Genomic DNA, 26,952 nt, shown 5'->3' on the forward strand with positions numbered 1-26,952 from the left:
GGAACACCTACACTAAATAACTTGCGGCGTTTTGGCTTTCACGCACGCAGACAACTTGGCCTTGCTCAATCACGTATTCAGCAGGCAATTCATGACATAAAAAGAACGGCATACTTTCGGTATACCCATAGGCACCACATTGACTGAATACCACCCAGTCGTGCTCGTTAATATCGTCAGGTAGTGAGTGCTTACCTAAACTATCGAGTGCGGTACATAGTGGGCCATGTACTAGGAAATCTTGTGACGGTGCACTAGATTGGCGTAACAATTCACCCGGAAATGCTTGGTTTGTCACAGCAGGGCGTAACACATGATTAATACCGCCCGCGACAATCAGTTGGTGCTCACCATAATTCAGCTTTTGCTCAACAACAGGGTTTATATAATGGCCGATTTCACCTACCGCATAACGGCCAAGCTCCATCCACAGTTCTTCAACCCCAGCCGCGGCTTTAATGGTTGCCAGTGCATCGACTAACTTTGGCCAAGCGAGGCGATCAGTATCGGTTGTGTAAGGAATACCTAAACCGCCGCCTAAATCTAAAATTTGGCATGTAAAGCCAAGTTGCTCTGCTAAATCGGTCAGTGGCGCGACCATTTGCGACCACAGCTCAGCCAACTTTTCGGTGCTGAGCATATTGCCCCATTGGAAAATATGCAGGCCAACGAAATTAAGCGCAGGGTAGTCTTGAATAGTCAGCTGTTGCCACTCTTCAAGCCCTAAACCAAATGGCGTTAAGCTGTCACCACCAAGTGGGTTCTTTTCGCCATCGGGCCAGCGCAATTGTACACGCAGTAGAATGCGCAACTGCACCTGATGTTCTGTCGCAGCTTGGTTTAACCAAGCCACTTGATTTAAGCTTTCTGCCACAAAAGTGCGTACACCTTGTGACAAAAAGTGTTGGATCTGCTTTTTAGATTTAGCAGGTCCGGTGTTGAGCACACGGTTAGCAGCCACGCCTTGACGCAATACTTGGTCAAGTTCGCCACTGCTAGCTACGTCAAAATCAAAGCCCGCTTTATCTAAAGTTTGGATCACCTTAGAAAGTGGGTTGGCTTTAACTGCATACCATAACTTCACCACAGATTGCTCTGTCAGTGGTTTCAAATGCGCGTATAACGCATCTAGGTCATAGACAAAAAACGGTGTGTCGTTCTGCTCACTGAGTGCAGTGATATGCTGACGTAGCGGTGTGCTCAAAAAGCTCATTAGCGTAGTACCTCTTCAAGGATTAAAGACGCATCGCTTTGCTCATCGCGGTATTTAACAATTAAAGCACATGACATACTTAGGCCTTGCTCGCGGCCCCATGCACTTGAAGATGGACGAGAACCAGGAATAACAATCGCATTCTCAGGAATTGGCTCACCTTTTTCTAATACGCGCTCGTTTACACAGTCATAAACAGGAATGGTTGCAGATAAACGGACACCTGGTGCAAGTACAGCCCCTTTCTTAACAACTACACCTTCAACGATCACACAACCTGCGCCGATGAATGCATCGTCTTCGATAACCACTGGGCTTGCGCCAACAGGCTCTAATACACCGCCTAGTTGCACAGCTGCACTTAGGTGCACGTTTTTACCTACTTGTGCACATGAGCCAACTAGCGCATGGCTGTCTACCATAGTACCTTCATCGATGAATGCACCGATGTTTACGTACGCTGGTGGCATAATGATTGTGCCAGACGCCACATAGGCACCGCGACGTACACTTGAGCCACCTGGTACCATACGTACGTTTTGTTCTGCATTAAAACCTTGTGGTGCTAAGTTGTCTTTATCAACAAAACCACCTGGGAACTCAACGTTTGTGCCGTTTCTGAATGCTTCTAAAATGCCTTGCTTTACTTCTACGTTGGCGTGCCAGTTGCCTTGCTCGTCTTGAGTTGCCGCGCGTACGCTACCGTTTTCTAAATTGTTTAATAGTTCTAACCAGCTCATGTTTTACTGCCTTAATTCCAAGATAAAATTGTGTCGTTTGCACGCTCAATCGCTGCATTACATTGCAGTTCTAGGTGCGTAAGAGGAGGACGAAGGTTTGGTGTTGCCAGAGTTCCCTGTTGGTGCATGAGCACTTTCACAGGAATTGGGTTGGCGACACTAAACAAGCTATTTACGGCTTGCGTCCAAGTGGTGAATAAGTTCGGATAAGTACCCGCCAAAGATCGACGTACAAACTCAGCGGTTTGCTCTGGCCACGCATTGGCTGCAACAGAGACAAGGCCTTTTGCACCTGCCTGTGCAAAGTAAGGGATCAGGCCATCGTCGCCACTATAAATGGCCATTTCAGGGGCGGCTTCACGGAATTGCTCAAATTTACTGATGTCACCACTGGCTTCTTTTAATGCCCATAAGTTGTCGTGGTGTGCGAGGTTTTTTAGTACTTGTGGTGACACTTCGACGGCACTGCGACCCGGTACGTTGTAAAGCATACAAGGTAAGTCTGTGGCGCTAAGTAATGCATCAAACCACTTAGTCTGACCAATGACACCCGGTTTGGCGTAAAGCGGTGAACCTAGTAGATAAGCGTGAATAGGGTGCTGATTGCAAAACTCAACCCAAGCTAATTGTTCTTGCAAATTGATACCACCTACCGCAACCATAAGGGGTACGTTAGGGGCCAAGTTACAAACAAATTCAACAATCGCTTGTTGTTCAGATAGGGTAAGCGCTAAGCCTTCCCCTGTGCTACCAAGCAACAAAATGCCATTGCCAGCTTGTTCTTGCTGGCGAACGAGTGCTGTGAGTGTGTCAAAGTCAACTTGGTCTTGCGCGTCAAAAGGCGTCACCAAAGCTGTCCATAAAGGATAGTTGGATAAATCGTATTGTGATTTCATCTCTACCGAACTTATAGCATGTTCGGAGTAAGGAGGGTGTCCATACTTCGAACAATTAAAATTCGAAGAGCAATGGACTTAAAAAAGATAAGGCAAACTGGCCTTATTTATTCTAAGACCAGAAGCTCTCCACCAAAATTCTTGCGTCTTGCGCAATTGGTGACAGTCGCTGGGATTCAGCCCAGTCGCCCGAAGTAAGCGTCTAGCAAATACGCTTGCTTCTCGGCGTTAATTCCCCTCGCTACGGTATCAATGGAGTTTGCTCTCCTCAACCGCGCTACCTGAATAACGCACCTCTTCCAGCCCTGGCAGCCGAGACAATGCTCCACTGCGCTTAAATAGGGTGAGGCGGCATTGAAACATTTTAGCCGTCTAGGTGTCAAGCAAAGGGGATTAAAAAATCATCTGTTTAAAACTAGAGGTTATAAACATGGGTATAAAAGAGATCAAAAAGCCCGGTGCAAGACCGGGCAAAGGGAGTTTGTTAATTTAAGAGTCGTGGCTTAGTGGCGCACTTTGATATTGCCTACACCCACTTCAACTTCTAAGTTATATTGGCCAGAGCCGAAGTATTCTGTTTGTGAGCTGACCATTTTCTTATGAGACTGAGCTTTGCCCGCAAAACCAGATAGACTCGTTTTACCAACACCAGACTCAAGGTTAACTTGTTTGAAGTCATCAATGGCTGTGTCGATCCGCACTTTGCCCACGCCAACTTCAACATCCGCAGTATTTTCAAGTGCTTGTATTTCAATTTTACCGACGCCGACTTCAACATCTAGACGCATACTTTTAGGTACTTTGACCTCCCAAGTTTGCTCTAAATTATCATCATCAATAGACAGTGATAACTCTTGGCGTTGACGCGAAGATTTTAGTTGTACTGTGCTTAAATCGACTTTATCAGTAAACCAGCCATCATTATCTTTTGGCTCTAAACGAATGGTGACTTGGATTTGATCGCCATCGTAGCTCGTCATTTCTAGGCTGCCGACTGGAAAATCAATTTCTAATTCTGTGCTGCTCTCAAGATTAAATGATTGCTCAATGGTTTTAGTGTCTTCGGCCCAAACTGGCGCAGAAATAACAGCGGAAGTTAAAGCAGCTAGTAATAATTTTTTCATCGTCGTCACCCTGATTGATGTTGTTTAATAAGTTAGACGACAGGTGGGTTGAAAAAGGTTTAAAAGAATTTAAACAAATTTTAAGGCAACAGCGAAAAGAAATGCGATTGCCTTAGCGGTAGCTTTTTAACTGGCTGATTTATAAGCGAGTTACATTAAAACCTTGCGCTTTTAACTGAGTGATTAAGCCATGCTTTTCAGGCAAGTGAAGGGCGCCCACAGCAATAAATAATGACTCTTTTGTCAATCTTGGTGTTAATTGTTCAACCCAATTATTATTACGCTGAGTCAGCATTACTTCCTCACTGAACTTACCATAGTCAGAGTCATCAAAGCTAAGTTGGTAGTACTTGTTTAAGGTGTCCATATCGCCTTTTTTCCAGGCATTAACCAAATCTAGAAAGTACTGCTCAACGTCTTTTAATTGCGCAAGCGTAGTGCTTATCATTAAGTCGCTCTTTACACCTAGCGAACTCAGCATTTCTAGTTGTTGCTCTAAAGTTTCTAACTCGCCGATAGGCTTATTATGCTTTTTAGCATGGGCAATGACCTGTTTGTCGATCCCATAGTCTTCTAGGTAGCCCAAATTTTGATACTCAATCTGCATCATAGTGATCATCACAGCCCACGGCGCTAGATTTTCAAAAAGCGCAATATTGATCTGTTTTGCTGCAAAGTATTGCTTTAATGCTTCGAAATGCTCGGCGCTTATTTCATCCTTTAGTGTTCTACCTTGCGGTAAAGTCATAAAAGGAATGGAGCGTTTTTGTATTTCAAATGCATTGAGTGCCTCAATGTTAACTTCAACGATAACTTCATCAGTTTGCTCAATCGCTTGTGTGATTTTCTTTGGTAAACCATCCATGCTTTTGTCACCAACATGAACCGTGCCAAATAAATAAGATGTGACCCCTGCTTTTTCGACCTTGAAGAGGGCCGGAGAAAGTGCGAAGGAGTGACTAGAAAAGCCAATTAAAAAAGCTAAAAGCAGCGTAAGAAAAACGCGGTTTACAGTGCTGAACATAGTATTCCCTTGTAAAAAAATTTCCCCAACATAATAACAAGTTTGTATAAAAAAGGGAGATTTGGTGATTTTTTGAATAAACAAAAAATGTGTTGTTAAATTTTGTATGTATTGAATAAGGCAGAGTTATTTTAAATTGATTGGATATTTATTTCTTATTTTGGGTTTTATTAAATTTTAAATGCGCTTAGTGATGCTTTGAATCTGTAAATAACATAGGGTTTGCTGTTGACTTAATAGGCTACTCGCGGTACTAATAGAAAAAGAACGCAACGCGATGAATATTGTATACAGTTGCGGTAATAAATTCAGGTGATTTTTAAATGCTCAAAACAGCACATTCTCTACTAGTCGTGATTATCAACGTGGTGATTATTATTACCGCGGGGGCTGGTTAGTGCTGAAAGAAAAGTATTAAGCAAAAAGCCCCCCGCACTGAAAAGTTCGGGGGGCTTTTTCGTTTTAGGGTCGAATTTAAGTTAAACAGCAGTCAGATTGGGAATGAGGAACGAAGATGACAGGCGCAGAGTTACTAATAGATTTACTAGCCAAACATGGCGTTAAAGAGGTATTTGGTTACCCAGGTGGGGCAATCATGCCAATCTACGATGCGTTGTATGGCGCGCCTGTCAAACATTACTTGACTCGTCATGAGCAAGGCGCGGGTTTTGCGGCAGTAGGGTATGCCCGCAGTACTGGTAAGTTAGGCGTGTGTTTTGCTACATCGGGCCCAGGCGCAACTAACTTAATTACCTCACTTGCTGATGCCATGATGGACTCAGTGCCTGTTTTGGCCATCACAGGGCAAGTTCCTACGGCGGCTATCGGCTCTGACGCATTCCAAGAAGTTGACGTGTTAGGTATGTCGCTTTCATGCACTAAGCACAGTTACATGGTTGAGCGCGCGGAAGACTTAGCTGAAGTATTACAAGAAGCCATGCACTTAGCGTTATCAGGTCGTCCGGGTCCTGTGTTGGTTGATATCCCAAAAGACATTCAACTCGCACAGGTACCGTTTCATCCTTGGCTTGCGCTTGAAGAAGAAGCGCCTGAGCTCGACATGAACGAAGTTGTCAAAGCTGAACAACTGCTAGCACAAGCGAAAAAGCCGGTGGCTTATGTGGGTGGCGGTGTGCACAACGCCAATGCCCAAGCTGAGCTGATGCAATTTTTAAATAAAACGCAAATGCCAGCTGTTTCAACACTAAAAGCGCTGGGCAGTGTTTTACCTGCCTATGAATATGACCTAGGCATGTTAGGCATGCATGGTGGTCAAGCTGCCAACATAGCAGTACAAGAATGTGATGTTTTAGTCTGTATCGGCGCACGTTTTGACGACCGCGTAACAGGTAACTTGGCTAAGTTTGCCTCGAAGGCGAAAGTAATTCATCTTGATATTGACCCCGCAGAAGTTGGTAAACGAAAACCTGCAGCAGCGTCGATGATTGGCGACTTAAAAGCTACCATTCCTCATCTAGCGTGCTTTGTGACAGATGCACAGTGGTTAGCACACACTTCGTCAATGAAAAAAGAACATGCTTGGCGTTATGACTACCCGGGCGAAAAAGTCTTTGCGCCTTATCTATTAAATGAACTTAGCAAGCGTATGCCAAATACTGGCGTGGTGTGTTGTGATGTGGGCCAGCACCAAATGTGGGTGGCGCAGCATATGAAATTCACCAGCCCACACAACCATTTAAGCAGTGGCGGTGCAGGTACTATGGGCTTTGGTTTACCCGCGGCAATCGGTGCACAAATCGCACGTCCTGATGACATGGTGATCACCGTCTCTGGTGATGGGTCGATCATGATGAACATCCAAGAGTTGGCCACCATTCGCAGAAATAATCTTCCTGTAAAGATCTTAATATTAGATAACCAAAGACTGGGTATGGTAAGGCAGTGGCAACAGCTGTTTTTTGAAGGGCGTTACAGTGAAACGAACTTATCGGATAACCCTGACTTTGTGCAGCTTGCTGCCGTTTTTGGTATTCCGGGACAAACCATTACCCATGCAAGCGAAGTAGATGCGGCGGTGGATGCGCTAGTGGCATCTGAAGGGCCATATATCTTACACGCTTGTATTGATGATAAAGAAAACGTATGGCCACTGGTTCCGCCAGGTGCCGCAAATGATGAAATGATGACGGAGAATGCATAATGAAACACCAACTAAATATTGCTGTAAAACAACAAAGTGTCGCAATTGAACGTTTCTTACGTGTGGTCCGTCACCGTGGATTCCAGTTATTAGACCTAGCCTTGGAAGGACAAGATGAATTGTTTCAAGTCAAAATGACCGTGGACAGTGACAAACCCATCTATCTATTAACCTCGCAACTGAGTAAGCTGGTTGAGGTAAAACAGGTTGAGTTGCAACCAATGCAGCAACAGGCTATTGGATAATCGTTCTATATTAAGAGCGAAAGAAAAGAATAATTAATACAAGGTAATAAACATGAGTAATAAATCTGACCTGATCTGGTTCAATGGTGAAATGGTACCGTCTGAGCAAGCGACGACACACGTATTAAGCCATGCGCTTCACTATGGTAGTTCAGTGTTTGAAGGTGTGCGTGCCTATGACACACCAAAAGGTCCGGCGATTTTCCGTTTACAAGATCACACTAAACGCTTATTCGACTCTGCAAAAATCTATCGTATGCAGATCCCTTACACGGCCGAAGAAATCAATGAAGCGTGTAAAGCGGCGGTACGTGAGAATGGTTTAAAGAATGCCTACTTACGTCCATTCGCATTCTTAGGCAATGTGGGTTTGGGTGTAAACCCTAAATCACACAAAGCCGATGTTGCCGTTGCCGCGATGGAGTGGGGCACTTACCTAGGTGATGGCGCATTAGAGGCAGGTGTTGATGCCTGTATTTCTTCTTGGAATCGTTTAGCACCAAACACCATGCCGACAGCGGCTAAAGCTGGTGGTAACTATTTATCTTCACAACTTATCTCAGGTGAAGCAAAGCGTAATGGTTATGTTGAAGGTATTGCGTTAGATGTGAACGGTTACCTAAGTGAAGGCGCAGGTGAAAACTTATTCATCATCAAAAATGGCGTGTTATTCACACCCCCTACCACAGCGGCAATCTTACCAGGTTTGACGCGTGACACTATGATGCACCTTGCTCGCAAAGCTGGTTTAGAAGTGCGCGAAGAACCAATTGCACGTGAAGCGCTTTATCTTGCGGATGAATTCTTCATGACAGGAACAGCGGCAGAAGTAACACCGGTTCGCAGCGTAGACCAAATTGAAATTGGCACAGGTAAGCGTGGCGAGATCACCGAGCTATTACAAACCGCTTACTTTGACTTAGTAAAAGGTCAAAGTGAAGACGAAAACGGTTGGTTAACTTATATCGACTAAGACGCTTTTGGCGTTTAAGGTCTGGCTGCGACCTTAATTGCAGCCAACGAATTGAATATTGGGAATGAGGAAAGTCGGCAAGCAACCAGAAACTGCCGCATATTATTGAGGGCTAAACCATGGCTAAACTACGTAGTAAGACCACCACTGAAGGTAGACAACGCGCAGGTGCTCGCGCACTTTGGCGTGCAACAGGGATGACAGACAGTGATTTCGAAAAACCGATCATTGCTGTTGTGAACTCTTATACGCAGTTTGTACCGGGTCATGTGCACCTCAATCAGCTCAGTGATTTAATGGCGGATGCCATTCGTGAAGCGGGCGGTGTGCCTAGAGAATTCAATACCATTGCGATCGACGATGGTATCGCCATGGGTCATGGTGGCATGTTGTACTCACTGCCTTCGCGTGACCTAATTGCTGACTCAGTTGAGTATATGGTGAATGCCCATTGTGCTGATGCCATGGTGTGTATTTCTAACTGTGACAAGATCACCCCGGGGATGTTACTGGCGGCACTGCGTTTAAACATTCCGGTGATCTTTGTTTCTGGCGGCCCAATGGAAGCGGGTAAAACCCGTTTAGCCGACATTGATATCAAACTTGACTTAGTAGACGCCATGGTAAAAGGCGCAGATCCATCGGTCAGCGATGAAGACTCAGAAAAAGTCGAGCGTTCGGCTTGTCCTACATGTGGTTCGTGTTCAGGCATGTTCACTGCGAATTCGATGAACTGTTTAATGGAAGCGCTAGGGTTAGCGTTGCCGGGCAATGGCACGACCTTGGCAACCCATAAAGACCGTCATCAACTTTATATGGGCGCTGCTAAACGCATTGTTGCCTTATGTGACGAGTACTATCGCAACGACAACGATGCGGTATTACCACGTAACATTGCTAATCAAGCGGCGTTTACCAATGCCATGACTTTAGATATTGCTATGGGCGGCTCTTCGAACACGGTATTACACCTAATAGCAGCGGCGCGCGAAGGTGAAGTTGATTTTGATATGAGTGATATCGACCGCCTATCACGTACTACGCCTTTCTTATGTAAAGTTGCGCCTGCGACTCAGCAATATCATATTGAAGATGTGCACCGTGCTGGTGGCATCATGGGTATTCTGAATGAGCTTGCCAAAGCTGAAAAGTTAGACTTGTCAGTAGGCCATGTAGCAGGTGGCTCATTGGGCGATGTGTTACAGCGTTGGGATGCAACTGACAGCAATAATGAGCGTGCGCAAACTTTCTACCGTGCAGGTCCTGCGGGTATTCGTACTACTCAGGCAATGAGCCAAGAGTATCGTTGGGACACCCTTGATATTGACCGCGAAAATGGCTGTGTACGCAGTGTTGAGCATGCCTTCCGTCAAGATGGCGGGTTAGCGGTACTTTCAGGTAACCTGACCCCAGATGGTTGTATTGTAAAAAGTGCCGGTGTAGTTGACGAAATGCTTGATTTCACAGGTCCTGCCGTAGTGTTTGAGTCACAAGACGACGCAGTTGATGGCATCTTAAATGGTAAAGTGAAAAAAGGTGATGTGGTTATCATCCGTTACGAAGGGCCAAAAGGTGGTCCGGGTATGCAAGAGATGCTTTATCCGACCAGTTATTTGAAGTCGATGGGCCTAGATAAAGATTGTGCACTGTTAACGGATGGCCGTTTCTCGGGTGGTACTTCTGGTTTATCTATCGGTCACGCTTCGCCAGAAGCGGCCAGTGGTGGTGCGCTCGCGCTAGTTGAGAATGGTGACCGCATTCACATCGATATTCCGAATCGCGGCATTCATCTATTACTTGATGATGCCGAAATGGCTGCGCGTCGTGAAAAGCAAGATGCCCGTGGCAAAGACGCTTATAAACCATTAGATAGACAGCGTGTGGTATCGCCAGCATTAAAAGCCTATGCTTTACTAGCAACCAGCGCCGATAAAGGTGCGGTGCGTGATTTAGCGAAACTCGAGGAGTTAAGTTAGTCATGGTGGCACAAGAGCTCGATTACTTTCGGGCCATCATCCAAGCGGATATGGCTCCGCTTGCGAAAGTCACAGAGGTCAGCGAGCTGACCTCGCTTAGCAAGCAACTTAACCAGCAGGTGTTTTTAAAACGCGAAGATCAACAACCTGTTTATTCATTTAAATTACGTGGTGCTTACAATAAGCTTCGCCAATTGCCTAAGGGCAGTAAAGTGATCACCGCATCTGCGGGAAACCACGCCCAAGGTGTGGCATTGAGCGCGGCGCATTTAGGTCATCAAGCGACTATAGTGATGCCCGTCACAACGCCTGACATCAAGGTAAACTCAGTACGTAACCTTGGTGGCGAAGTAGTATTACATGGTCATAATTTTGATGCCGCACAAGCCCATGCTTATGCACTGACTGAACAGCAAAACGCGGTATTTGTGCCGCCGTTTGACGACCCAGATGTGATCATCGGACAAGGCACAGTTGCTCGTGAATTAATGCAACAATTACACAACCTCGATGCGGTATTTATACCTGTTGGCGGCGGTGGTTTGCTTGCGGGAATGGCGGTGTATATCAAGTCATTACGACCAGACATTAAAGTCATCGGCGTTGAGTCAGCAGAAAGCGCTTGTTTAGATGCGGCGCTGAAAGCCGGTGAGCCAGTTGAACTTGAGCAAGTTGGCAGCTTTGCAGACGGTGTTGCGGTAAAGATCATAGGCAAAGAAACCTTTCGTTTAGCGCAAAAGTTCTGTGATGAAGTCGTGACGGTGAGCTCAGACGAAATCTGTGCTGCAGTGCAAGATATCTTTGTTGCCACACGCGCTATCGCCGAGCCGTCAGGTGCATTGGCCACGGCGGGCTTAACTAAGTGGAGCAAACAATGTGGTCAGACTGGGCTTAAACTCGCCGCAGTTTTGTCTGGTGCTAACTTAAACTTCGATCGCTTACGCTATATTGCTGAGCGCACCGCGTTGGGTGCAAAAAGTGAGGCACTTTTTGGTGTCACGATTAAAGAAGAAAAAGGCAGCTTCAAGCGTTTTTGTCATGCTTTAGGTGGCAGAGCCATCACTGAGTTTAATTACCGTTATGCTGGTGAAGGTGATGCACAAATTTTCGTTGGCGTTGGCTTGCGTGGTGGGCAGCCCGAATTAGATGAGGTGAAGTCAGTATTGCAAACTAATGGGTATGGCTTTGAAGACCTTTCTGATAACGAACTAGCAAAATTGCATATTCGTTATATGGTGGGTGGTAAACCGCCAGTGCCATTGAATGAGCACCTTTTCCGTTTTGAGTTCCCTGAATATCCTGGGGCGTTGGCACGTTTCCTAGAAACGCTGGGCAGTGAGTGGAATATCACTTTATTCCATTATCGCAACCACGGTGCGGCTGAGGGCAATGTGCTTGCGGCGTTTGATATTGCGCCAGAGCAACTGAGTCTATTTAATCTGCATCTTGCTAAGTTAGGATATAAGTACTGGGACGAGACCGACAATCCGTGTTTTGCTCAGTATTTACAGAACCAAGAGCTTGAACAACAACAAGCAAGTTAAGCGCTTAGTGCTTGCAAATCACCCTTGTTTTTCTATAGTTTAGTCACGCCTAATTAATTAGAAGAACAAGGGACTTTCATGCTCAAACGGTTTAGCTTGATAAGCTTACTGTTATTTTTTCTTTCTCCAGTCTTTGCATTAGAGTCTGTGGTGCTGCAATTAAAGTGGACCCATCAGTTTCAGTTTGCAGGCTACTATATGGCGGTGGAAAAAGGCTTTTATGAGCGTGCGGGTTTGGATGTCACGATTATTCCGGCCGATATTGAAGACCCTGACACCCACTTTAAAGTGCTTTCAGGTCAGGCGCATTTTGGAGTAACTCACTCAGGTATTTTAGCCGACCGCCTACAAGGTAAACCGCTGGTGGCGATCGCTGCTATGTTGCAATCTTCTCCCTACTGCTGGATGGTCAAAGCTGACAGTGACATCTACAACCCTGTCGACTTCAAAGGAAAACGAGTTAGTCACCTTGGTGTGGCAGAGCTGATGCTAATGCTAGAGCAGGCAGGTGTCGGCAAAGATGACATTTCTTTATATGCGGGCTTTGAGCCAATTGCTGATTTCAAGGCGGGAAAGTTTGATGCCTTACAAGTTTATACCTCTAATGAGCCTTTTGAGATGCAGCAACAAGGTGTTGCCATTAGACAAATTTGCCCAAAACAATATGGACTCAATTTATATGCTGATATTTTGTTTACCAGCGAAAACGTCCTGCAGCATCGTCCTGAGCTAGTCGAAAAGTTTAAGCAAGCGAGCCTTCAGGGCTGGCGTTATGCTATGTTGCACTTACAAGAAAGTATCGAAATAACTCACCAGAAATACGCCACACATAAAAGCGTAGAGCAAATTGCCTATGAAGCTGAAAAGCTGCGCCCTTATATTGCTCCGCCTGGGGTGACCATTGGTAATATGTCAGAGTTACATTGGCGTTGGATAGGGCAAATTTATGGCTTAGATATGGCGCAATATGATGCGGTGAGAGAGCGCTTTATTTATGAACTAAAACAGTCAGAGCCGCTTTTTCCCTGGTCATGGATGTTGATAGCAGCGTGTGCAGTCACTTTATTCAGTATTCCTCTCTACTTACACCTTATATTTACCAAAAAGCGTCGCTACAAGCTGAATGAGTCAGCACAAGAAAATGAAAACGAGGTAGAATAGCCCTTTTTCGCGTCGGGGAAGTGCTGTGCCGTTATCGTCATTATTTTTTCAGTTAGGTCATTGCTTGCAGCAAACACGCGCCTATTGGCAGTGCGTTGCTTTTGATTACAGTGAGTTTCCTTGGTGCGATGAACAGCTAACACAGTTTCTAAATGAGCTCAGTGACGAGCAGGTACAAGAACTAGACGCTGATCAAACTCGTCTTTATGAAGTGTTTGCTGATTTTATTCCTGCTGTCGAAGAGCTATCACAGTTGACTTACCTACCTTATAGCGAACAGCAAAGAGCCGATCTGCCTTTTTGGCTCAGTAACGGCATTAAAGGTCGCAAGCTGCTGCAGTTACAAGATTTCGTATCACACCTTAATAATGGCGAGCAGCCAGTATTAGAATGGTGCGCAGGGAAAGGGCATTTAGGCCGTATCTTGGCACATCAAGGTGCGCAGCATGTGCAAAGTGTGGAAGTACAAGCTAATTTGTGTGAGCAAGGGCAACATAGCGCTAAACAACAGGGATTAAACATGCATTTTCGCTGTGCGGATGTGTTGCAAGACAATACCGATGACTGCTTTAGCCAGCAACAACATGCTGTGGCTCTTCATGCTTGTGGGCGTTTGCATCAGGTTTTTATGCAGCAGGCCATCAAAGCAGAGTGTGACAAAATCAGTCTATCGCCCTGTTGTTATCACTTGTTTACCGAGCAGATTTATGAGGCCATGAGTGCAGAGGGTAAACAAAGCACACTGCAATTAACCCACAGTGATATGAAATTAGCGCTACAAGAAACCGTTACGGCGCCGAGCAGAGTGACTAAGGTTAGGCAAACAGAGGTTACTTGGCGCTTGGGTTTTGATGCGTTGCGTCGAGAAGTGACGGGCATAGAGCGTTATGTCAGCGTGCCTTCAATTAATAAACAAATATTTTCTGGTGAGTTTGCTGACTTCTGTCAATGGGCGGCGGAGCAAAAGCAGGTAACGTTACCTGAGTCATGTGACTATCAGCATTATCTGCGATTAGGCGAGCAAAGAAAGAAAGTTACCGACCGTATTGAATTGGTCAGGCATATATTCAGACGAGCCATAGAATTGTGGTTGGTACTAGATAGAGCATTGTATTTACAGCAAGCGGGTTACGATGTGCAACTTACCGAGTTTTGTGAAAAGTCTTTAACGCCGCGCAACATACTCATTCAGGCAAATAAAATAACAAATTAAGGCCAAATTATGTGTGAACTCGACCATTTACTTAAAAACAATCAAGCTTGGGCAGAGCGCACACAAGCTAAAAACCCCGAATTTTTTAGCAAGCTAGCTGCGCAACAAAAGCCTGAATATCTATGGATTGGTTGTTCTGATTCACGGGTACCCGCGAACGAAATTGTTGATTTAATGCCGGGTGAGTTGTTTGTGCATCGCAACGTCGCGAATGTGGTGGTTCATACCGATCATAACTGCTTATCAGTGATGCAATACGCTGTTGAAGTATTAAAGGTGAAGCACATTATGGTCGTTGGTCATTACGGTTGTGGTGGTGTACAGGCTGTATTAGATGAAGCCCGTTTTGGTTTGATTGATAATTGGTTAAGGCACGTTGCCGATGTAAAAGAAAAGCATCAAGGGCTCTTGTCTAGTATTGAGGAGCAACAACGCTGTGCGGCCCTGTGTGAGTTGAATGTTATTGAACAAGTGCGCAATGTATGTTTAACCAATGTGGTGCAAGACGCTTGGCAGAGACAGCAGGAGCTTACAGTACATGGTTGGGTGTATGGTTTAGAAGATGGCTTGTTGAAAGAGCTTAACTCACAAACTTGCCATGGCAGTCAAGTGGACCTAATGCACCGTCAGGCGGTAGAACATATCGCTGAGCGTTATCTTAAGTAAGTATATGAAAGTAAAAAGGAGCGATTAGGCTCCTTTCTCAATTATAGGATTGGCTTATTCCGCCTTATCAGCAGGATCTTGCTCAGCAAGTTTAGCCTCAAGCTGAGCAACTTTTTCTTCTAATTGCATCAGCTTTTCACGGGTTCTGATCAGCACTTGTGATTGAATATCAAACTCTTCACGGCTGACAAAATCCATTTCAGTTAACTTATTCTGGATAGCTTGCTTGGTTTTTGATTCGAAAGTCTCTGCTAGAGTTTTTACACCCTGTGGCATGTTGCTAGAAATCTGCTTAGCGATCTCTTCAATTTTAGCTGGGTTGATCATGATTGATTACCTGATATGGAGGCGATTAATTAAGTTACGCCATAGTAGCAAATTCGGTTTAGTTTCGGCACCTTCTAGATCAAATGAGTTCTAGAGACTCACTAGGCTTTACGATAGAATTATCGCCCCAGAATTTCGGACCTGCCAAAAATGAAACTCAATCCAAAACAAGATGAAGCGGTTAAATATATCAGTGGCCCTTGCCTCGTTTTAGCGGGCGCAGGCTCAGGTAAAACGCGCGTAATTACCAACAAAATTGCTTACCTTGTGCAACATTGCGAATACCAAGCGAAGAACATTGCAGCGGTAACCTTCACCAATAAAGCTGCAAAAGAAATGCGAGAACGTGTGGGGCAAACCCTTGGAAAGCAAGAGGCAAAAGGTTTATGGGTTTCTACCTTTCATACCTTGGGTTTAGAGATCATTAAAAAAGAGCTTAAAACACTGGGATTTAAGCCAGGATTTTCACTATTTGACGATCAAGACACCCACCAACTTTTGGCAGAGTTGACAGAAAAAGAATTAGACAGAGATAAAGATTTACTAAATCTGCTGAAGATGCAAATTGGCAGTTGGAAGAACGAACTTATTTTGCCTGAGCGTGCTATTCGCGAAGCCCGTGAACCGCAGAAAGCTTTGTTCGCACAACTATATGCCCGTTATGCTGTGCAGTTACGTGCCTATAATGCGTTAGATTTTGATGACTTAATCATGATCCCTACTTTATTGTTGGCGCAAAACCCAGATGTGAGAGAGCGCTGGCAGGCACGTTTTCGCTATTTGCTGGTGGATGAATATCAAGATACCAATACCAGCCAGTATCAGTTGGTTAAATTGCTAGTAGGTGAGCGTGCGCGCTTTACCGTGGTAGGGGATGACGACCAATCGATTTATTCTTGGCGTGGGGCAAAGCCGCAAAACTTAGTTTTGCTGTCAAAAGACTTCCCTGGTTTACGCTTGATTAAGTTGGAGCAAAATTATCGAAGCGCGGGACGAATTCTAAAAGCCGCGAATATTTTGATCGCCAATAACCCCCATGAATTCGATAAGCAGTTATTCAGTGAGCTAGGGTATGGTGACCCAATTCGAGTGATCGCCACCAAAGATGAAGAACACGAAGCAGAGCGCGTGGTAGCCGAAATCATCTCCCATAAGTTTATGAAGCGTACCAGCTATAAAGATTATGCGATTTTATATCGTGGTAACCACCAAGCAAGGGTGTTTGAAAAAGCCCTAATGAGTAACCGCATTCCTTACAAAATCAGTGGCGGCATGTCGTTTTTTGCACGCAGTGAAATTAAAGACATCATGGCGTACTTACGTTTGTTAGTGAATCAGGACGACGACAACGCATTTTTACGTATTGTGAATACGCCAAGACGTGAAATTGGCCCAGTTACGCTCGAAAAGCTAGGTAGCTTAGCCAACGAAAAACACATCAGTTTATTCGAAGCTTGTTTTCAACCTGAGCTTGCGAGCCGATTAGCGGGGCGTGGCTTTAATGCGCTGATGGGTTTCGCTCGTTGGGAGGTTGAGCTGTCAGACAGAGCAACGCGTGGTGATACGCTCGAAGCGGTGAAAGATATGGTACGTGAAATTAACTATGAAGCGTATTTATATGAGTCATCACCTAGCGCAAAAGCAGCAGAAATGCGTATGAAAAACGTCTCTGAGCTATACCGTTGGATCACTGATATGTTAACGGGTGATGCCGATAACCCACCTATGACCTTACCTGAAGTGGTCAGTAAGCTGACACTTCGCGATATGTTAGAGCGCAACGAAGAGGAAGATGATAGCGATGCAGTGCAGTTATTGACGCTGCATGCCTCCAAAGGTTTGGAATATCCGCACGTCTTTATGGTGGGGATGGAAGAGGGATTCTTACCACACCAGACTAGCATTGACGAAGACAATGTAGAAGAAGAGCGCCGACTTGCCTACGTTGGGATCACTCGTGCGCAGCAAACCTTGACTATGACATATGCGAAGAATCGCCGACAGTTTGGTGAAGTTTCAACACCAGAGCTAAGTCGTTTTGTGCAAGAACTACCACAAGATGATTTGCAAATTGAAGGCCAGAAGAAAACGGTTCAATCACAACAAGAACGCATGCAATCAGGGCAAGCACGCGTTGCTAATTTACGTGCTATGTTAAAGCGATAAAGGTTCTGACTCAGAGGTGAGTTCGACGAAAGAATTGCCCCGAGTATCTTTATCGTAGTTGACTTGCTTGCCGAAGAATAACTGTAAGCCATGATTTTCTAATAAGGTTCTGAAGTTTAAAATGGCAGGGCCTTTGGCAATCACATTACAGTGACGCATCTTAGTCACTGCTAATACACCTTGCAGTTGCACTTCATAACAAGGTTGCTGTAAAACGCGTTTACTAAAAGTCGAACTGAGTAGTAAGTACTGAAAGTTAATTTTACTAATCAGGCTTAAATCACAGCGGTCTTTACCGAAGTCATTAAGGCCAACGGCAAACTCCATCTGGGTAAGGGCTTCGAGGTTTTGCAATTGCGTACTAGATGCAAACCTGAGTTCTTCTTCACTAAATAATAAGCACACATTATGTTTATGCTGTTTTAGTAAATGGCAGAGGTGTGCAAAGTTATCACTTTCGAGTACGACTGCGGCACAGCTAAATAAAAGTTCTTGATGATGTGTTTCACTCAAGATCAGCGCTTTTTTCAACAAAGCAAACTCGAGATCGAGTAATTCATTTTTCTCAGCGGTAAACTTCTTTAACACATCAAAACTGGTACTGCCTAAAATAGGATGATTGCCGAAGATCTCGAGTAACTGTAGCTGTACTTGATTACTTGAGAAGTCAATGACATCGGTTGACCTAAAGTGTGTTGTTAAGCTACTTAAATTATGTTGCTCAGCTTCAACTTTATTAGAGGTGGTACCTGCGGTCAGCAGAGGGTGATAAAACTCATAGCGGCCTTTGCCTGCATTTTTAGCGTAATACATAGCAGCATCGGCATCGCGAATAATTTCGTCAATATGCTGGTAGCGTTTGTTTGAATAGGTGATTCCAATACTGGCACCACTGTAAACGGTTTGCCCCTTCATTACGAACGGCTGCTGCATCACTTTTATAATGCGTTTAGCGACGTCTTCAGCTTGTTGTTTATCACTAAGGTGATCTAATAAAATGACAAATTCATCACCAGCAAGACGAGCGAGTAAATCATGATCTCTAATACACTCACCAAAAGCTTTACTGACCCATATTAAGAATTGATCACCGGCTTGATGTCCTAACTCATCGTTTATTTCTTTGAACTTATCTAAATCAATAAAGAGTACTGAAAAATTATAATCAGGGTGTCTTTGATATTTGAGTAATGTTTTTTCTAATTGAGTTAAGAACAAACTGCGATTTGGCAAACCTGTCAACGGATCGTGATGGGCGTCGTGATAGAGCTGCTTTTCAATCTTTTTACGCTCTTCAATTTGCATTTGAAGATGCAAATTACTTTGCTGTAATGCCTTGGTTTTATCTGCAACGCGCTGCTCTAACTGTTGGTGACTTAGCTTTAGTGCTTGATTTGCAAGATGGGTTTGTAAAACTGATGCGATTTGATTTGAAATGAACGAAATAAGTTCAAGATCTTCATGCGTGAATTCATACGCATCATCGTAAGCTTGGCAAGCAATAAGGCCAATAACACCATTTGCGGTTTTGAGTGGTGCACCCATCCAGCTACTTGCGGGCTTTAGTGCATCGTCATCATTGCGAATGACGATTTGTTGCTTGATCAGCTTGTCGGCACGCTCACGGTTAATTAACTGACTGCGCTCTGTACTAATAACAAGCTCGCTATAGCCATTTGCAAAAGGGCGTGGACAGTAATCGCCAACTTCATCAATGCAATAAGGAAAACTTAACCAGTTAGATTCTTTGTCATATAAAGCAATATACAGATTATCAGCAAACGTGATTGAACGAATAATACGATGCACTTGTTTGTATACATCGTCGATGTCAGTGAACTGCGTTGCTAGTTCAGAAATTTTGAAAAGAATTTGCTGGCGCTCTAACGCACGTTTTCGACTTTCGATTTCTTTATTTAGCGCTTCGTTACTTTGCATGACTGCGCGAGTACGAATTTTTACTTCAGACTCAAGTAACTCACGTTTCTTAACACGCTCTATGGCTGTACCCAAATAAAGTGAGATAAATTCAAGTAGCTCAACTTGCTGCTCACTATAATTGAGATCAGCTTCATAGCTTTGTGTCACCATGACACCAATAATATGTCTATTTTGACGGATAGGTACGCCTAGCCAGTGTTCAGCAGGTGTGCCAAGCAATTTAAACTGGCCTTCTTCACTAAGGCGATTCATTTCTTGTTTATTAATGTGAACGGTTTCACCTTTTCTGAAAGTAAAACCGGTAACGCCTTCAGAGAAATGATGTGATTCTTGAATTGGCACAGAGATACCGTCTTTTTCATCAATGAAATAAGACAGCTCGAGGGACTGCGTATATTGGTTTTGCAACACGACGTAAAAGCTATTGCTAGGTAAGTATTGCTTAAGAATATTGTGAATAGCTGGGTACAGCAGAGTTAGCTCAGCCACAGTATTCGCTAGCTCAGACAATTGTATGAGTGCATTCTGTAATTGATCTCGCTGTTTGTACTTTTGTAAGAGCTTGTTTAGCTTCTTATTTTTATACTTTAGGCGAGTAGCTAAAAGTGCGGGATCTTCCAATGATTTTACCCAATTATTATTAATATTGCTTATTTATTAAGCTTATGATTCCACTTTTGTCATGGAGGGTCAAGGAGAAAATAGGGAACAAAATGGGGAGTTGAGAAAAATTGAATTTAAATGAGAGGTGATAGTCACCTCTCATTAAAAAGTATTACTTTTTAGTCATGAAATCGACTGCTGCTGCAATCTCTTCATCAGAACAATCCATACAAGTACCGCGAGGAGGCATTGCATTAAAACCATTAATTGCATGCTCTACTAATAACTCACGACCTTTTGTCAAACGAGCAGCCCAGTCATCAGCTGTTTTTGGCGCGCCTAGTGCACCTGTACCATGACAAGCAGCACATGACACTTGATAAACTTGCTCACCTGAACGAGGGCCGGTAGGCGCTGCTGGAGCGGCAGCTGCTGCACCTGCTAAGTATACTGAACCTACTGGTGCTAAGCGTTTTTTAATCGCTTCGTCAGTTAAAGCGTTATCAAAAGGTTGTGCGTAAACAGTTGTTGATAGCAATAATAAAGCTGCTGAAAGTTTTTTCATTTGTCTTGCTCACTTCGTTGGTGATGTGCTCAATCACGATAGATGACGGAATAATCACGCGATTATAACGCCACCTATTGATTTATAAAACGTTAACTTGGCAAATTAGACTAAAAACTGATTATTTTTTGCGTTAACGCAATTTTAGCCTCTGACTTAAAGTGTATTAAGCTAACTCTACAAGCTTGGTCATGGCTTTTTGAATGCCTGCGGATGCCTCTGAAATAGACTGAGCAAGCATATAAGCTGGCGTACTAATTACCTTGTGCGCTTCATCAATAACTATGTCATCAACTGCACAGTTAATATGTTCAGCACCTAATGCAGACATAGCAGCGGCAGTGTCTGCGTCATTACCAATGGTTGCTTTGATGCCTTTAGCATGGATATGGCCAACCAATGCAGGGGCGATACAGACATAAGCGATAGGTTTGTTTTGCTGATTAAATGCTTCACAAGCAGTTTTTAAAGCCGCTAGAATCGTTGAATCACCGCCTTTAAACGCAAAGTCACTTAAGTTTTTCGCAACGCCAAAACCACCAGGGATCGCGAGTGCATCAAAGTCATTTGCATTAAGCGTCTCAAGGTCATGTATTTCACCTCTCGCAATACGTGCAGCTTCTATAAGTACGTTGCGCTTTTGGTCCATTTCTTCGCCATTTAGATGATTAACCACATGGTGTTGATCAATATTAGGTGCAAAGCATTGGTAACTTGCTCCTGCCATTTCTAAATGCAACATAGTTAGAACAGATTCATGGATCTCGGCGCCATCGAATACACCACAACCACTCAAAATTATCGCGATTTTCTTCATGGTTTTTCCTTCTTAAAAGTTGATAAACCTATTTATATTGAAAGTAGTGTATGTTCAGATCAAAAAATTATAAAGGATCTTGTTTGATCTCTGATCAAATCTTGGTAGTATGTCCGCCCGCTTTGGAAGAGTGGTAAATAATAACAGTGGCAATGACCGCCAATAAAATAGCTTTTCCACATTTCGCTTTATATTTCTGTTTAAGCGCAAAATGTTAAACCCCCTTAAAATCAAAGGTTTTAGGGCTGTTTTTTCGATCTTGAAATTTACAACCTGAATATTTACATCTTTATCTACAAAGTTATCCACAGATTGTTCTGCTTCAAATAGGCTTTATCTGGACATAATTACTCGAGTTATCTGCTTGCTTATGGCATCCTTACTGGGTTTTTAAAAGTTCATTTAGGATCCACTAAATTATGTCTCAGATCCCCGAAAATCCTTTGATCTTGGTCGATGGTTCTTCTTATTTATTCCGTGCGTATCATGCTCCACCGCATTTAACCAATTCAAAAGGTGAAGCGACGGGTGCCATCTATGGTGTGATCAATATGTTGAAGAGCCTGGTTAGGCAATTTAACCCGAGCCATATGGTTGTGGTATTTGACGCCAAGGGTCCGACATTTAGAAATGAAATGTATAGCGAATATAAAGCGCACCGCCCGCCAATGCCTGATGATCTGCGTACGCAAATAGAACCGATCCATGAGATCATCAAAGCGATGGGTTTACCTTTAGTCAGCATCACAGGCGTTGAGGCCGATGATGTGATTGGTACTTTTGCGCGCATTGCGTCTGAGCAACAGCGTCATGTGTTGATCAGTACGGGCGATAAAGACATGGCTCAACTCGTGAATGAGCATGTCACCTTAATTAATACCATGACTGATACCGTTCTTGATCCACAAGGTGTAGTTGATAAATTTGGTATTGGTCCTGAGCTTATCATTGATTATCTTGCCCTTATGGGTGATAAGGTTGATAACATCCCAGGTGTACCTGGTGTGGGTGAAAAAACTGCACTGGCTATGCTGCAAGGCATTGGTTCTATTAAGTCACTCTATGAAAGACTGGATGACATTGCGGGTCTTGGTTTCCGTGGTTCTAAAACCATGTCCAAAAAGCTAGAAGAACATAAAGCGCAGCTAGAGCTGTCTTATGAATTAGCGACCATTAAACTAGACGTTGAAGTAGAGCAAAACCTAGAGACTTTCGCGATTGCCGATATGAATAAAGATCGTTTGATCGAACTTTATGGGCAATGTGAATTTAAGCGTTGGCTCAGTGAATTACTCGACGGTAAAGAAGCGCCTAAAACTGCAGTAGAGCAAGCACAGCCTGAAGCGAAAAAAATCGAAGCGCATTACGAAACCATTTTAACTGAAGCACAGTTAACTACATGGGTCGAAAAGCTTAAAAGTGCTGAGCTTATGGCATTTGATACAGAAACGACTAGCTTAGACTATATGCAAGCTGATTTAGTCGGTATGAGCTTTGCGGTGACAGAAGGCGAAGCCGCTTACTTACCGATTTCGCATGATTACATGGGCGCGCCGGAGCAACTTTCGAAAGAGTTAGTATTCGACGTATTAGGTCCAATTCTGGCCGACGACAGTGTGAAAAAAGTGGGCCAGAACCTTAAATACGATAAAAGCGTATTAGCTAGAGCTGGTTTAGAACTCAATGGTATCGCATTTGATACTATGCTTGAGTCTTATGTATTTAATAGTGTGGGCACACGTCATGATATGGACTCACTGGCGCTAAAATATTTAGGCCATAAGAATATCAGCTTTGAAGAAATTGCCGGTAAAGGCAAAGCGCAACTGACATTTAATCAAATTGAGTTAGAGAAAGCCGCACCTTACGCCGCAGAAGACGCTGACATCACATTGCGTCTGCATAACCAACTATGGCCTATGCTGAAAGAGCAATCAGATCTACTCCCTGTATTTAACGACATTGAGCTGCCGTTACTATCTGTGCTATCAGATATCGAACGTACAGGTGTGAAAATAGATAGCCAAATGTTGGCAGAGCAAAGTGTCGAAATCGCTGCGCGCCTAACTGAGCTTGAAAAAGAAGCGTACGAGATTGCAGGGGAAGAATTTAACTTAAGTTCGACTAAGCAACTACAAGCAATCTTATTCGACAAGCTTGGCTTGCCGATATTGAAAAAAACCCCTAAAGGTGCCCCTTCAACGGCTGAAGAAGTACTGCAAGAATTGGCACATGATTATCCGTTGCCGAAACTTATCATTGAGCACCGTGGTTTAGCTAAGCTTAAATCTACTTATACCGAGAAGCTGCCTAAGCTAGTGAACCCTGAAACGGGTCGTGTACATACCTCTTATCATCAGGCTGTGACCGCAACAGGCCGTCTAAGCTCAAGCGATCCAAACTTACAGAATATTCCAATCCGAAATGAAGCGGGTCGTCGTATTCGTCAGGCATTTATTGCCGATGAAGGGCACGTGATCTTGGCGGCGGACTACAGCCAGATTGAATTGCGTATTATGGCGCACTTGTCACAAGATGCAGGCTTATTGAAAGCATTCGCTGAAGGTAAAGACGTACACAGTGCAACAGCATCTGAAGTATTCGGTGTACCACTTGAAGAGGTCACCTCGGATATGCGTCGTAAAGCAAAAGCGGTTAACTTCGGTTTGATCTACGGCATGAGTGCCTTTGGTTTAGCGCGTCAGCTTGATATTCCACGTAATGAAGCACAACATTATATGGATAAGTATTTTGAGCGCTTCCCGGGTGTACTTGAATATATGGAACGTACGCGCGAAGAAGCGGCTGAAAAAGGGTATGTTGAAACGCTATTTGGTCGTCGTTTGCATCTGCCTGATATTAAGGCAAGAAATGGCGCGCGTCGTAAAGCGGCAGAACGTGCAGCGATCAACGCACCAATGCAAGGTACTGCGGCTGATATTATTAAAAAAGCCATGCTGAAAGTGGCGGAATGGCTTGCTACGCAAACGACCAATGACATCAAACTACTTATGCAAGTACACGATGAATTAGTATTTGAAATTTCGAAAGATAAAGTTGAAGCGTTTAGCGAACATATTTGTTCTTTAATGAGCGAAGCGGCCAGTTTAGATGTGCCATTGTTAGTTGAAGCTGATTACGGCGACAACTGGGAACAAGCACACTAATTAGCTTACTCGCACTTTAAAAAAGAGGCTTTATGCCTCTTTTTTTATGTCTTAAGAAAATAGAGCAATTAATTTAGTACTCAGATATAGCGGGGCTTACAAGGGCTATAAAGTAAAAAAACCGTAAACTTAGGCAACAGAATGTTTAAAAAATATCAAATTGGCCTAAGTTTTGCTTTTTGGCATTTATTTTTTTGTATCCATTTGTTACAGTGCGCGCGTCCTCATCCTGTAGGACATCCTGTTGATGATGTATCTCTCGCAAGAAGATACAGAGTATTGATAGCTTCTCCCCAGAATTGCTATAGCGGCCCTCCTAGTTTTCGAGGGCCGTTTTTTTCTTCACGACTTTTATTCTTTTTAATTCCTTCATAATTCCTCGACAGTTACACTGTACCTTTCTGACATTAATTCAATTTTTGCGAAATCGGTTTTCAAATTCATACCGTAATAGTTTTAATACATAATTTTAGATAGGACTCGTCATGCTTAAACCTTTACTTCTTTCTCTGTCTTTACTGTCGACTCAAGCATTTGCCGCCTGGCAATTAGATAATGATGCAAGCCAACTGAGCTTCACTTCTATCAAGAAAAACAGCATTGCTGAAAACCATCATTTTGAAAAACTTGCAGCGCAGATAGATGACAATCAATTAAGCATGGTCATTGAATTGGCGAGTGTTGAGTCGCTGATCCCTATTCGTAATGAGCGCATGCAAAAAATGTTGTTTAATGTTGCGCAATTTCCTAAAGCTGTGATTGAAGCCGATTTAGCGCCGTATTTAGGCAGCTTAAAACTTGGTCATCAGGTACTAAAGTCAGTACCGGTGACACTTAACCTGCATGGTCAAAAGCAACAGCTCATGTTAGATCTTGCGGTTGTGCAAACGGCAAGGCAATTAATCGTTAGCCCGACTAAAGCTGTTTTAGTGAATGCCGCTGATTATAAACTTGAACAGGGTATCGAAGCGCTGCGTAAAATTGCAGGGCTAGACAGCATTGCGAAATCTGTGCCTGTGACTTTTAATTTGGTATTTAACCAGCAAGACTTTTAGTTATCCCGGGAACCGGTTAGTTAGAAATGCAAAGTCTGAATGAATTACAAGCGGCGTTACTGACGCCGCACGCTCCAACCGAAAAGTGGCCAAAACAAACTTGCAGTAGCGGTGATATTCGCATTGATAAAGAAGGGCGTTGGTACTACCAAGACTCCGAAATTAAAAGGCAGGCACTTTGCCGGTTATTTGCCAGTGTATTGCAGTGTCAGGACGGGGTTTATACCGTTACAACACCTGCAGAACAGTGTGAGGTTGATGTAGAAGATGTGCCATTTCTCATTGTTGGTTGGCGAGTAATAAGTTCAGAGCAAGGTAATGTGATTGTTTGCCAAGATAATCTTGAACGAGAGTGGCCAATATTGGGTGAGTTTGAAATCGAAACTCGTTTATATCAAGGGCAAGAAGTGCCTTACTTAAAGTTGAACTATGGCTTGGCGGCAAGGGTAAATAGGGTGGTTTATTATCAGTGGGCAGAAAGCGCTGAGCAAGATGATAAAGGTCTCTATCTTAACTCAGCGGGGCAGTCATATTATCTGACTTAATGTGCTTATTCAGAGTCTGGTTGTTCAGGCTCTGACTCTGTTTCAACGTCATCTTCAGGCTTATAAGGGCCTAAGTACCAGTCATCAAGCTTCCAAGCTAGCTCTTTTAAGCCAATGCCTTTCAATGAAGAGAAAGCGCATACGGTAATGTCTGCGTCGAGTTCAGCTAATTTCTTTTTAACCTGAAGCACTTCAGCTTTACGCTTACCTTGCTTTAATTTATCTGCTTTGGTTAATAGCGCTAATACTGGGATTTCTGAATCGACTGCCCAGTTAATTAGGTCCATATCCAAATCTTTAAGTGGATGGCGAATATCCATTAGGACAACGATGCCTTTAAGACTCTTACGCTTTTGTAAGTATTCACCCAGCGCGCGTTGCCACTTTTTCTTCATCTCAAGAGGAACTTTGGCAAAGCCATAACCTGGTAAATCGATTAAACGCTTATCTTCATCTAATTCGAAGGTATTGATAAGTTGCGTACGACCTGGTGTTTTACTGGTTCTTGCTAGTTTTTGGTCGGTCAGTGCATTTAATGCACTTGATTTACCCGCGTTCGAACGGCCAGCAAATGCGACCTCAATACCAGAATCAATTGGTAGACGGCTGATATCTGGTGCACTGGTAATAAATGTGGCTGCTTGGTATTTCATGCGTGACTTGATCACGGGCTCTCCTGACAGATTGAAGATATTAATTAGACTATTTTATACCAGTTAGTAATTTGGCAAAAGCAAGCATTTACACTTCATATAGTGACTAAAGTGGCTTTTTATTGATTTTTAAAATTAATCTAGGTCAAAACCCTATAATTTATAAGTCTAATATGA

At 43.7% G+C, this 26,952-nt stretch carries 22 protein-coding genes and 1 riboswitch; of the genes, 12 read left to right on the forward strand and 10 right to left on the reverse strand.

Annotated features, from left to right (window positions below):
* Nucleotides 1-7: 7 nt before the first annotated feature.
* The 5 genes from AC1HJP_RS16660 to AC1HJP_RS16680 form a co-directional block, all read right to left on the reverse strand.
* On the reverse strand, nt 8-1,213 hold the full coding sequence (locus tag AC1HJP_RS16660; protein WP_480362741.1) for a PLP-dependent decarboxylase: 1,206 nt from the start codon (nt 1,211-1,213) through the stop codon (nt 8-10).
* Nucleotides 1,213-1,953, reverse strand: a complete 741-nt coding sequence (locus AC1HJP_RS16665; protein ID WP_138477796.1) for a 2,3,4,5-tetrahydropyridine-2,6-dicarboxylate N-succinyltransferase — start codon at nt 1,951-1,953, stop codon at nt 1,213-1,215. Before AC1HJP_RS16665 ends, AC1HJP_RS16660 begins: the two co-directional genes overlap by 1 nt.
* An 11-nt stretch (nt 1,954-1,964) precedes the next feature.
* Nucleotides 1,965-2,849 (reverse strand): 4-hydroxy-tetrahydrodipicolinate synthase, encoded by an 885-nt coding sequence (gene dapA / locus AC1HJP_RS16670; protein WP_480362742.1) that lies wholly within the window; start codon nt 2,847-2,849, stop codon nt 1,965-1,967.
* A gap of 114 nt (nt 2,850-2,963) precedes the next feature.
* A riboswitch (Lysine riboswitch) is annotated at nt 2,964-3,156 on the reverse strand.
* A 196-nt stretch (nt 3,157-3,352) separates the two neighbouring features.
* Nucleotides 3,353-3,973, reverse strand: coding sequence for a hypothetical protein (locus tag AC1HJP_RS16675; protein ID WP_480362743.1), 621 nt, complete (start codon nt 3,971-3,973; stop codon nt 3,353-3,355).
* Between the two features lie 139 nt (nt 3,974-4,112).
* On the reverse strand, nt 4,113-4,997 hold the full coding sequence (locus tag AC1HJP_RS16680; RefSeq protein ID WP_480362744.1) for a TraB/GumN family protein: 885 nt from the start codon (nt 4,995-4,997) through the stop codon (nt 4,113-4,115).
* A 514-nt stretch (nt 4,998-5,511) separates the two neighbouring features.
* Between AC1HJP_RS16680 and ilvG the strand changes: the two genes are divergently transcribed.
* From ilvG to can, 8 genes are all read left to right on the forward strand, one after another.
* Nucleotides 5,512-7,158, forward strand: coding sequence for an acetolactate synthase 2 catalytic subunit (gene ilvG / locus AC1HJP_RS16685; RefSeq protein ID WP_480362745.1), 1,647 nt, complete (start codon nt 5,512-5,514; stop codon nt 7,156-7,158).
* Nucleotides 7,158-7,403 carry an acetolactate synthase 2 small subunit gene (gene ilvM / locus AC1HJP_RS16690; RefSeq protein ID WP_058031265.1) on the forward strand — a complete coding sequence of 82 codons (246 nt, stop codon included), beginning with the start codon at nt 7,158-7,160 and terminating at the stop codon, nt 7,401-7,403. The genes ilvG and ilvM overlap by 1 nt, the downstream gene beginning before the upstream one ends.
* A 52-nt stretch (nt 7,404-7,455) precedes the next feature.
* Nucleotides 7,456-8,376, forward strand: coding sequence for a branched-chain amino acid transaminase (locus tag AC1HJP_RS16695; protein WP_480362746.1), 921 nt, complete (start codon nt 7,456-7,458; stop codon nt 8,374-8,376).
* A gap of 119 nt (nt 8,377-8,495) precedes the next feature.
* Nucleotides 8,496-10,352, forward strand: a complete 1,857-nt coding sequence (ilvD, locus tag AC1HJP_RS16700; RefSeq protein WP_480362747.1) for a dihydroxy-acid dehydratase — start codon at nt 8,496-8,498, stop codon at nt 10,350-10,352.
* Nucleotides 10,353-10,354: 2 nt separating this feature from the next.
* Nucleotides 10,355-11,896, forward strand: coding sequence for a threonine ammonia-lyase, biosynthetic (ilvA, locus tag AC1HJP_RS16705; protein WP_480362748.1), 1,542 nt, complete (start codon nt 10,355-10,357; stop codon nt 11,894-11,896).
* A gap of 78 nt (nt 11,897-11,974) precedes the next feature.
* Nucleotides 11,975-13,057, forward strand: a complete 1,083-nt coding sequence (locus AC1HJP_RS16710) for an ABC transporter substrate-binding protein (protein WP_480362749.1) — start codon at nt 11,975-11,977, stop codon at nt 13,055-13,057.
* A gap of 25 nt (nt 13,058-13,082) precedes the next feature.
* Nucleotides 13,083-14,270 carry a methyltransferase gene (locus AC1HJP_RS16715; RefSeq protein WP_480362750.1) on the forward strand — a complete coding sequence of 396 codons (1,188 nt, stop codon included), beginning with the start codon at nt 13,083-13,085 and terminating at the stop codon, nt 14,268-14,270.
* A gap of 9 nt (nt 14,271-14,279) precedes the next feature.
* Nucleotides 14,280-14,936, forward strand: a complete 657-nt coding sequence (gene can / locus AC1HJP_RS16720; protein WP_480362751.1) for a carbonate dehydratase — start codon at nt 14,280-14,282, stop codon at nt 14,934-14,936.
* A gap of 54 nt (nt 14,937-14,990) precedes the next feature.
* Here can and ubiK read toward each other — a convergent pair whose 3' ends face one another.
* Nucleotides 14,991-15,263 (reverse strand): ubiquinone biosynthesis accessory factor UbiK, encoded by a 273-nt coding sequence (gene ubiK / locus AC1HJP_RS16725; RefSeq protein WP_138477818.1) that lies wholly within the window; start codon nt 15,261-15,263, stop codon nt 14,991-14,993.
* A 150-nt stretch (nt 15,264-15,413) separates the two neighbouring features.
* On the opposite strand from ubiK, the gene rep reads away from it, so the two are divergent.
* Complete coding sequence (gene rep, locus AC1HJP_RS16730; protein ID WP_480362752.1) at nt 15,414-17,429, forward strand: DNA helicase Rep; 2,016 nt, start codon at nt 15,414-15,416, stop codon at nt 17,427-17,429.
* On the opposite strand, the gene AC1HJP_RS16735 is transcribed toward rep, so the two are convergent.
* The 3 genes from AC1HJP_RS16735 to elbB all read right to left on the reverse strand — a co-directional run bounded on the left by AC1HJP_RS16735 (nt 17,418) and on the right by elbB (nt 21,355).
* A complete protein-coding gene (locus tag AC1HJP_RS16735) occupies nt 17,418-19,991 on the reverse strand; it encodes a diguanylate cyclase domain-containing protein (protein WP_480362753.1) in 2,574 nt (857 codons plus the stop codon). The genes rep and AC1HJP_RS16735 overlap by 12 nt on opposite strands.
* 154 nt (nt 19,992-20,145) lie before the next feature.
* Nucleotides 20,146-20,538, reverse strand: a complete 393-nt coding sequence (locus AC1HJP_RS16740; protein ID WP_058031255.1) for a c-type cytochrome — start codon at nt 20,536-20,538, stop codon at nt 20,146-20,148.
* Between the two features lie 166 nt (nt 20,539-20,704).
* Entirely contained in the window at nt 20,705-21,355 is a 651-nt protein-coding gene (elbB, locus tag AC1HJP_RS16745; protein WP_480362754.1) for an isoprenoid biosynthesis glyoxalase ElbB, read from the reverse strand.
* Between the two features lie 419 nt (nt 21,356-21,774).
* Between elbB and polA the strand changes: the two genes are divergently transcribed.
* From polA to AC1HJP_RS16760, 3 genes are all read left to right on the forward strand, one after another.
* Nucleotides 21,775-24,522 (forward strand): DNA polymerase I, encoded by a 2,748-nt coding sequence (polA, locus tag AC1HJP_RS16750; protein ID WP_480362755.1) that lies wholly within the window; start codon nt 21,775-21,777, stop codon nt 24,520-24,522.
* 485 nt (nt 24,523-25,007) lie between these two features.
* Nucleotides 25,008-25,577, forward strand: a complete 570-nt coding sequence (locus AC1HJP_RS16755) for a YceI family protein (RefSeq protein WP_480362756.1) — start codon at nt 25,008-25,010, stop codon at nt 25,575-25,577.
* Nucleotides 25,578-25,603: 26 nt separating this feature from the next.
* On the forward strand, nt 25,604-26,122 hold the full coding sequence (locus tag AC1HJP_RS16760) for a DUF1285 domain-containing protein (RefSeq protein ID WP_480362757.1): 519 nt from the start codon (nt 25,604-25,606) through the stop codon (nt 26,120-26,122).
* 5 nt (nt 26,123-26,127) lie between these two features.
* Here AC1HJP_RS16760 and yihA read toward each other — a convergent pair whose 3' ends face one another.
* Nucleotides 26,128-26,790: a ribosome biogenesis GTP-binding protein YihA/YsxC gene (yihA, locus tag AC1HJP_RS16765; RefSeq protein ID WP_480362758.1), complete on the reverse strand. Its 663-nt coding sequence runs from the start codon at nt 26,788-26,790 to the stop codon at nt 26,128-26,130.
* Nucleotides 26,791-26,952: the final 162 nt, after the last annotated feature.

Source organism: Pseudoalteromonas sp. NFXS53 (assembly GCF_056629255.1).

Excerpts from the sequence above, each read along its gene's own strand:
- dapA (WP_480362742.1), bottom strand. The coding sequence starts at position 2,849 with ATGAAATCACAATACGATTTATCCAACTATCCTTTATGGACAGCTTTG.
- AC1HJP_RS16660 (WP_480362741.1), bottom strand. The coding sequence starts at position 1,213 with ATGAGCTTTTTGAGCACACCGCTACGTCAGCATATCACTGCACTCAGT.
- ilvM (WP_058031265.1), top strand. The coding sequence starts at position 7,158 with ATGAAACACCAACTAAATATTGCTGTAAAACAACAAAGTGTCGCAATT.
- AC1HJP_RS16710 (WP_480362749.1), top strand. The coding sequence starts at position 11,975 with ATGCTCAAACGGTTTAGCTTGATAAGCTTACTGTTATTTTTTCTTTCT.
- elbB (WP_480362754.1), bottom strand. The coding sequence starts at position 21,355 with ATGAAGAAAATCGCGATAATTTTGAGTGGTTGTGGTGTATTCGATGGC.
- rep (WP_480362752.1), top strand. The coding sequence starts at position 15,414 with ATGAAACTCAATCCAAAACAAGATGAAGCGGTTAAATATATCAGTGGC.
- polA (WP_480362755.1), top strand. The coding sequence starts at position 21,775 with ATGTCTCAGATCCCCGAAAATCCTTTGATCTTGGTCGATGGTTCTTCT.
- AC1HJP_RS16740 (WP_058031255.1), bottom strand. The coding sequence starts at position 20,538 with ATGAAAAAACTTTCAGCAGCTTTATTATTGCTATCAACAACTGTTTAC.
- ilvD (WP_480362747.1), top strand. The coding sequence starts at position 8,496 with ATGGCTAAACTACGTAGTAAGACCACCACTGAAGGTAGACAACGCGCA.
- AC1HJP_RS16695 (WP_480362746.1), top strand. The coding sequence starts at position 7,456 with ATGAGTAATAAATCTGACCTGATCTGGTTCAATGGTGAAATGGTACCG.
- ilvA (WP_480362748.1), top strand. The coding sequence starts at position 10,355 with ATGGTGGCACAAGAGCTCGATTACTTTCGGGCCATCATCCAAGCGGAT.
- AC1HJP_RS16680 (WP_480362744.1), bottom strand. The coding sequence starts at position 4,997 with ATGTTCAGCACTGTAAACCGCGTTTTTCTTACGCTGCTTTTAGCTTTT.
- ilvG (WP_480362745.1), top strand. The coding sequence starts at position 5,512 with ATGACAGGCGCAGAGTTACTAATAGATTTACTAGCCAAACATGGCGTT.
- can (WP_480362751.1), top strand. The coding sequence starts at position 14,280 with ATGTGTGAACTCGACCATTTACTTAAAAACAATCAAGCTTGGGCAGAG.
- AC1HJP_RS16675 (WP_480362743.1), bottom strand. The coding sequence starts at position 3,973 with ATGAAAAAATTATTACTAGCTGCTTTAACTTCCGCTGTTATTTCTGCG.
- AC1HJP_RS16760 (WP_480362757.1), top strand. The coding sequence starts at position 25,604 with ATGCAAAGTCTGAATGAATTACAAGCGGCGTTACTGACGCCGCACGCT.
- AC1HJP_RS16755 (WP_480362756.1), top strand. The coding sequence starts at position 25,008 with ATGCTTAAACCTTTACTTCTTTCTCTGTCTTTACTGTCGACTCAAGCA.
- ubiK (WP_138477818.1), bottom strand. The coding sequence starts at position 15,263 with ATGATCAACCCAGCTAAAATTGAAGAGATCGCTAAGCAGATTTCTAGC.
- AC1HJP_RS16665 (WP_138477796.1), bottom strand. The coding sequence starts at position 1,953 with ATGAGCTGGTTAGAACTATTAAACAATTTAGAAAACGGTAGCGTACGC.